9 protein-coding genes and 1 tRNA gene are annotated in these 6,518 nt (G+C 39.5%); all 10 read right to left on the bottom strand.

All coding sequences use genetic code 11. From position 1 onward, the window contains the following. Positions 1-106 precede the first annotated feature (106 nt). Positions 107-859, bottom strand: a complete 753-nt coding sequence (locus tag H8700_RS03365) for a segregation and condensation protein A (protein WP_249303113.1) — start codon at positions 857-859, stop codon at positions 107-109. A gap of 10 nt (positions 860-869) precedes the next feature. After that, complete coding sequence (locus H8700_RS03360; protein WP_249303110.1) at positions 870-1,478, bottom strand: hypothetical protein; 609 nt, start codon at positions 1,476-1,478, stop codon at positions 870-872. A 105-nt stretch (positions 1,479-1,583) separates the two neighbouring features. Then, positions 1,584-2,873: a GTPase ObgE gene (obgE, locus tag H8700_RS03355; protein ID WP_022141232.1), complete on the bottom strand. Its 1,290-nt coding sequence runs from the start codon at positions 2,871-2,873 to the stop codon at positions 1,584-1,586. Between the two features lie 263 nt (positions 2,874-3,136). After that, positions 3,137-3,424 carry a 50S ribosomal protein L27 gene (rpmA, locus tag H8700_RS03350; protein ID WP_022141233.1) on the bottom strand — a complete coding sequence of 96 codons (288 nt, stop codon included), beginning with the start codon at positions 3,422-3,424 and terminating at the stop codon, positions 3,137-3,139. A gap of 4 nt (positions 3,425-3,428) precedes the next feature. Continuing rightward, a complete protein-coding gene (locus H8700_RS03345) occupies positions 3,429-3,767 on the bottom strand; it encodes a ribosomal-processing cysteine protease Prp (protein WP_022141234.1) in 339 nt (112 codons plus the stop codon). A 53-nt stretch (positions 3,768-3,820) separates the two neighbouring features. After that, positions 3,821-4,126, bottom strand: coding sequence for a 50S ribosomal protein L21 (gene rplU / locus H8700_RS03340; RefSeq protein ID WP_022141235.1), 306 nt, complete (start codon positions 4,124-4,126; stop codon positions 3,821-3,823). A 204-nt stretch (positions 4,127-4,330) separates the two neighbouring features. Beyond that, a tRNA-Glu gene (locus H8700_RS03335) sits at positions 4,331-4,402 on the bottom strand. A gap of 115 nt (positions 4,403-4,517) precedes the next feature. Beyond that, positions 4,518-5,423, bottom strand: a complete 906-nt coding sequence (locus H8700_RS03330; protein ID WP_249303109.1) for a DMT family transporter — start codon at positions 5,421-5,423, stop codon at positions 4,518-4,520. A 17-nt stretch (positions 5,424-5,440) separates the two neighbouring features. Then, the gene (locus H8700_RS03325; protein ID WP_249303107.1) at positions 5,441-5,707 is read right to left on the bottom strand and encodes a late competence development ComFB family protein; all 267 of its coding nucleotides are present in this window, start codon (positions 5,705-5,707) and stop codon (positions 5,441-5,443) included. 53 nt (positions 5,708-5,760) lie between these two features. Then, entirely contained in the window at positions 5,761-6,483 is a 723-nt protein-coding gene (locus H8700_RS03320) for an N-acetylmuramoyl-L-alanine amidase family protein (protein WP_249303105.1), read from the bottom strand. Positions 6,484-6,518 lie beyond the last annotated feature (35 nt).

Below are 6,518 nucleotides of genomic sequence, written 5' to 3'. Positions count from 1 at the left end.
GTTTCTTTTACTCATGTTATAAAATCTCCTTTGTACTTCGATGTATTAAGTCGCCAAACTCATATACATCTTACGGGGAGATTTTATTTTTTTCAAATTTCATTCTCTATAGGAATGCTTCCTGGTATGTGATCCAGATATCATCAAATATATTTTCCTGAACGATTTTTAACATACCCTCTTTCATAAGCTCCAAAATCCCTAAAAAGCTGACAATCACCATGGTCTTGCTTGTCTGCTCTTCTAAAAGCATACGAAAGTTAAACTTTTTATGTTCTCTGGCATATTCTGATATGTATTGCATCCGGTCACCCAGACTGATTTTTTCTTTTTCAATCTTACCAAATTTGCTTCGGATCGGATCAATCTTATCTATCTGCTTTTTCATGACAGCATGAAAGATTGATTGCAATCTGGCAAGTGTCAGATCACCGAGCAATTCCGATATATCGATCTCTTCTTTATAATTAGCAATTTCTTCCGGGATAGACGGCTTCTTAAAAAGCTGTTTGGAAGCATCCATTTGCAAATCTTTCAATTCATAGGAAGCATACTTATAAGTTTTATACTCTAACAGACGCTCGACTAACTCTGCTCTTGGATCTTCTTCTTCGCCTTCTTCTGCTTTTTCTGCCGGAAGGAGCATCTTAGATTTGATCCGCAGCAGTGTTGCTGCCATCAGCAAAAAGTCACTCATGACATCCATATCTTTTGTTTGCATCTGTGCAATAATTTCCATATACTGATTTGTGATCTCTACGATCGGAATATCAAAAATATCAATTTTATTCTTTTCGATCAAATGGAGAAGCAGATCCAGCGGACCATCAAATGCTTCCAGTTTTACAGATATACTCATACCCTTCCTCCTATACCAGAACATCCAGTAAACGATAACCTGCCTGTGCGATCAGATTCAAAAGCAATACCACGATCAACAGCATTTTGATCACCGCATCTCTTTTAATGATCTGTAAATATTTCTTAGCACTGGTACCGGCAACGATAAGTCCCATGTCAAATACGGATACCGGAAAAAGATTTGCCACAAACATCCCAAAGCTTAAAATTGCCATATATTGTCCTGCAAGCACAACTCCTTTTGCCCACAGACAATTTGGATCTTGCTGTAAGATGCTGTCAAGTCCAAACAGATCAAAATGCAGACTGCATATACAAAATGCAAAAACAGCCACTAATATACAAAATCCGGAAATTCCCATAACCAGATTTGTTTTCTTATCCCGTACCCGGAACATAAACGGTTTCGAAAAAGGCACATTACTGACAACCGCCAGAATCAGACCAATCGGATCAATATAACGATAAACTGCCCACATGCTATGCGAAAAAGCAGCTTTCTGATGCATCCGCCTTTTTTGCAATAAATAGATTGCTGTCTTTACCATTTCATGAATGATCATTAAGACACTGGCACACAGGATGCAAATCAGCCACTCAAATACCATTTCCTTCATCTGTTCCCTCATTTCCAAAAGATACGTTTACTTGATCGTACCGATAGATTGGGATATAAATCTCCGATTCGTTCCCTTTACAGGAGTCCTGATCCATTATACCGGTTACTCATAATAATCAAACTGTAAGTCATACATCTTAACGGTATCGCCTTCTTCAATACCAAGAGCTTTTAACTCTTCTAAGATTCCACTTGTATGCAGAAACTTCTGAAAAAACTGAAAGCCTTTTTCAGAATCCAGATTCGTATAACCAAGCATTTTTTCAATTCTTGGTCCTTCTACCACATACATCTTTGTCTTTTGATCATATTCCACGGTATAAGGCTCATCCGGGAATGTAATATCGGTCAGATCAAACTCTCTTTCAAAGATCGTTGGCTCATCCGGAAGTTCGTCTAATTCTTTGCGGATATAATACAATAATTCTTTGATCCCTTTACCACTAACAGCCGAAATCGGGAATACAGGAATCCCCTGTGGCTCAAACTCTTCCTTCAATAAAGTGATCACGGTTTCTTCTTCTGTTCCATAGAAAACATCGGTCTTATTCGCTGCGATCACCTGTGGACGGCTTGCAAGTTCTTCACTGTAACGTTTTAATTCGTTGTTGATCACTTTGATATCATTGATCGGATCACGTCCTTCTGTTGACGCTGCATCCACCATATGGATAAATACTTTTGTACGTTCAATATGACGTAAAAACTCATGACCGAGTCCGATTCCATCGGATGCACCTTCGATCAGCCCCGGAATATCGGCAATCACGAAGCCATCGGCACCCTCCAGATCAACGACACCAAGCATAGGCTGTAATGTTGTGAAATGATAGTTTGCAATCTTTGGCTTCGCATTACTGACTCTGGAAAGAAATGTTGACTTTCCGACATTCGGGAAACCAACCAGTCCGACATCTGCAATCGTCTTTAATTCCAGAATAACCGTCAGTTCCTGTGCAGGCTGACCGGGCTGTGCGTATTTTGGAACCTGCATGGTCGGTGTCGCATAATGCATATTTCCCTTGCCGCCACGGCCACCTTTTAAGATCACTTCACGTGTACATCCATGAGACATATCGACAATGACTTTTCCGGTTTCTTTTTCGCGGATCACCGTTCCTTCCGGTACTTTCAAAACCAAATCTTCTCCATCTGCTCCATGACAGCGTTTCTTGCTACCCGGCTGTCCGTCTCCGGCACAGAATTTTCTCTTATGACGGAAATCATTCAATGTATTGATTCCTTTGTCTACTTCCACGATCAGATCACCGCCACGGCCACCGTCACCACCGTCCGGTCCGCCTGCTGCTACAAACAATTCTCTTCGGAAGCTGACATGACCATCGCCACCTTTTCCGGAACGAATATAAATCTCAGCACTATCTGCAAACATCACTCCACCTTCTTTCTCTTCTATAACATCATTTTCTTCTATTATCTAACGCATGACAGTATATAACACTTTTCATCCCTGCCACACAAATATCTTTCTATTCTATCCCACATCCAAAAACACAACATCCACATAGGATACTTCCATTACAATACAGGCATTTTCTTATGCTGCTTATATGATAAGTTGTAACTTATAAAAAGAGGGACTGCAATAAACAGTCCCTTCCAATCGGTATTCACCATGTAGTTCCAGATCAAAAATTATTTAGCCTCTACCGGATATACGGAAGCCTGCTTTTTATCTCTGCCTTTTCTTTCATAACGAACTACACCATCAACTAAAGCGAATAATGTATCATCGCCACCGCGACCAACATTAACACCAGGATGAATCTTTGTTCCACGCTGCTTGTAGATGATATTTCCTGCAAGTACGTGCTGTCCGTCTGCTTTCTTTGCTCCTAATCTCTTGGACTCTGAATCTCTACCGTTCTTAGTAGAACCCATTCCTTTTTTATGAGCAAATAACTGAAGGTTCATCTTTAACATTGTCTTACACCTCCTGCTTTCTCTTTTTTAAAGTTATATACTTCTTTCCATACTCTTTGGCAATCTGTTCAAGACCTAATACCATAGAGTTCAGTAACAGCTTTGCGTCATGACTTACCGGGTTTGACGTTATCCGAAAAGATACCAGATCCTTTTTCGAATGAATATCATGTTCAAAAACATCTTGTGTAAATGTTTCAATCGCATTCATCGTATTGATCACCAATACCGATACCGCAGAACATACAATATCTTCGCCATATGCAGCAAACTCAGCATGTCCTTTCATCTGAAAGCCAATACACTCTGCTTCCTGATCCTGATAAATCGTAACTTTTATCATACTGTCACCTTTTCTGCGATTCTATTCGAATATCCTAAGAATCACCACACAAACTAAGCATTGATCTTTTCAATCTTAACCTGTGTATATGCCTGTCTGTGACCATTTTTCTTATGATATCCGGTTTTTCTCTTATATCTGTAAACGATAACCTTTTTAGCACGGCCTTCTTTTACGACAGAAGCTGTTACAGAAGCATTTGCTACATCTGCACCTGCTTTCATCGCACCATCATTTACAGCAACAACCTGATCAAAAGTAACTGTCTCACCTGCCTGAGCAGCAAGCTTTTCTACGTTAATGATATCACCTTCGGCTACTTTGTACTGCTTTCCACCTGTTGCAATAATTGCGTACATAGTCTTTACCTCCTTATCATTACTCGCTAACTACGGTGTCTGGCTTTACAGACTTCAATTTACCTCGTTAAGCGGCACACTAGATTAGTATATAAGTTTCTTTAAAGCTTGTCAACCCCTTTTTATTTTTTATTTCAAAAAAAAATCTATAAAAGAAAAACTTTTATAGATTTAACGGGTTGGGCTGTTTCGTTAAAAACAGAACAGTCTGTAGGGGAATCGAACCCCTGTTTTCGCCGTGAGAGGGCGACGTCTTAGCCGCTTGACCAACAGACCATTTTGCTCGGCTCTTTCGTGCCGACAAATGATACTATACACTACTCTGATATAAAATGCAAGTACTTTTTTTATTTTTTTCAATTTTTTTGTTGTTTTATTTTCTTAAAACATGTCAATCAGCCAAAACAAGCCGTTTTACAGGAATCTGTGCCAGTATCACTGCTGCAAACATAAAGACACATCCGAGCAGTTCCCTGCCGGATAAGACTTCATGCAACACAAGAAAACCTGTAATCACGGAAACTACCGACTCTAAACTCATTAATAAGGATGCTACCGTAGGATTTAATCCTTTTTGTGCAATCACCTGTAACGTATATCCTATCCCACAGGATAAAACACCGGAATACAATATCGGCTTTGCAGCCAGAAGAACCATATGCCAGTCAAACTGTTCTGATAACAACATTCCTATGCTGCTGATCAAACCCGCGACCAGAAATTGTATACAGGATAAAATCATTCCGTCCATTTTAGGGGAAAAGTAATCCACTACCATAATATGAACAGAAAACCCTACCGCACACAAGATCAAAAGCACATCTCCCCCATTCAACGAGAAAGCCCCTTTCATGCAAAGCAGATACAAGCCGATCAAAGCCAGCCCGACACTAATCCATAATTGCAATCCTGCTTTTCTTTTTAGAAAAAGGCCAAGAACCGGTACTAAAACAATATACATTGCGGTCAAAAAGCCTGCCTTGCCTGCTGTCGTGTAAATGATCCCTATCTGCTGTAATGTACTGGCTATGCATAGTATCACACCACATACGATACCACCACATAACATTTCTTTCTTTTGTAACGTTCTGTCTTTAGATCTATCCTTTTGATCCTTTTTCCTGTGCCGTGAAAAAAAGATTACCGGAAGTAAAACAAGACTACCAATCAGAAAACGCAGACAATTAAAAGTGTAGGGACCGATATAATCCATCCCTACACTTTGTGCTACAAAAGAACTTCCCCATATACAAGCTGTCAGAAAAAGCAAACAGGAATTTCTAACTTTTGTTTTCATCGAAGTAACTCCTATCGCTATGATTTATGAGGATCTTCTCCTACGACCTGAATGGCTTTACATACAACAGCTGTAATCTCAACATCCATCTGCGTTGTACTTGCATCAAATTTATGAAGCATCTCCCCTTCTTTGCTTTGTACATAACGGGGTGGCAGACGATTCAATGCATATGCTGCAATATCCATTTTACATTTATCACATTTACAATAATCTGTCTCCTGCCATATCTGGTCAATCTTGTGAAGGACTGTCTCCTCCATTAAATTTGATAACCCCTTCATAATCCTCATATCCTTTCCCTACATTGTTTTCTATATTTTTTTACATTATACCACTAAAATCCAAAATAATCATCAATACCATTTGCGATTCCTGTAGCCATTTTATTCTGCATAGAACCTTTCTGCATCAGACGGTCTTCGGTTGGATTACTCAAGAATCCCATTTCAATCAATGTAACCGGAATTTTACTCCAGTTTGTTCCTGTCAGATCATCTCTTTGTACAAGTCCACGATTACGGATTCCGGTCTTTTTGCTGTATGCTCGAATAATATTGGATGAAAGTTTTTTAGAAGCTTTGCTTAACTTTTTCACATAGCGGTTTCTTGTCGATGGATATAGCATGCTGGCTCCTCTGACAGCAGATGATCCGGATGAATCTGCATGAATCCTGATATAAATATCTGCTCCGCTTTTATTAGCAAGTTGTGCACGCTTTTTGTTGGAAATATTGACATTATTTTTTGTACGGATCATATATACCTGATACCCTCTTTGTGTCAATTCTTTTTTTAATTTTTTTGCTACGCGCAATGTCAGTTTATATTCCGGTACTCTTGTAGCTGTTCCTGTCGCTCCCCCCGCTACTTTAGCCTTTCGTGTGGAAGCCCCCGGTCCTATCGGCTCTGTACTAAAATTACCACGTGCCTGGTGTCCGGCATCAATGGCAATCTTAATATTACTTTTACTTTTTGCTTCTGTTTTTGTAACGGTTCCTGTGAATACAGCACAGATCATTACTGCTGCTGCGATCAAAATACTGCCTGCTCTTTTCATATCATTCCTCTTTTCTTCTTTTGATAATAATTAAC

This window comes from Jutongia hominis (genome assembly GCF_014384965.1).
GTDB classification, from domain to species: Bacteria; Bacillota; Clostridia; order Lachnospirales; family Lachnospiraceae; genus Butyribacter; species Butyribacter hominis.
The sequence above is the reverse complement of the archived record's forward strand: the minus strand, read 5'-3'. Positions and strand labels throughout refer to the sequence as shown.

Bases quoted from the DNA above. Each gene is read 5' to 3' on its own strand.
- H8700_RS03365 (WP_249303113.1), bottom strand. From the start codon at position 859: ATGAGTATATCTGTAAAACTGGAAGCATTTGATGGTCCGCTGGATCTG.
- H8700_RS03360 (WP_249303110.1), bottom strand. From the start codon at position 1,478: ATGAAGGAAATGGTATTTGAGTGGCTGATTTGCATCCTGTGTGCCAGT.
- obgE (WP_022141232.1), bottom strand. From the start codon at position 2,873: ATGTTTGCAGATAGTGCTGAGATTTATATTCGTTCCGGAAAAGGTGGC.
- rpmA (WP_022141233.1), bottom strand. From the start codon at position 3,424: ATGTTAAAGATGAACCTTCAGTTATTTGCTCATAAAAAAGGAATGGGT.
- H8700_RS03345 (WP_022141234.1), bottom strand. From the start codon at position 3,767: ATGATAAAAGTTACGATTTATCAGGATCAGGAAGCAGAGTGTATTGGC.
- rplU (WP_022141235.1), bottom strand. From the start codon at position 4,126: ATGTACGCAATTATTGCAACAGGTGGAAAGCAGTACAAAGTAGCCGAA.
- H8700_RS03330 (WP_249303109.1), bottom strand. From the start codon at position 5,423: ATGAAAACAAAAGTTAGAAATTCCTGTTTGCTTTTTCTGACAGCTTGT.
- H8700_RS03325 (WP_249303107.1), bottom strand. From the start codon at position 5,707: ATGAAGGGGTTATCAAATTTAATGGAGGAGACAGTCCTTCACAAGATT.
- H8700_RS03320 (WP_249303105.1), bottom strand. From the start codon at position 6,483: ATGAAAAGAGCAGGCAGTATTTTGATCGCAGCAGCAGTAATGATCTGT.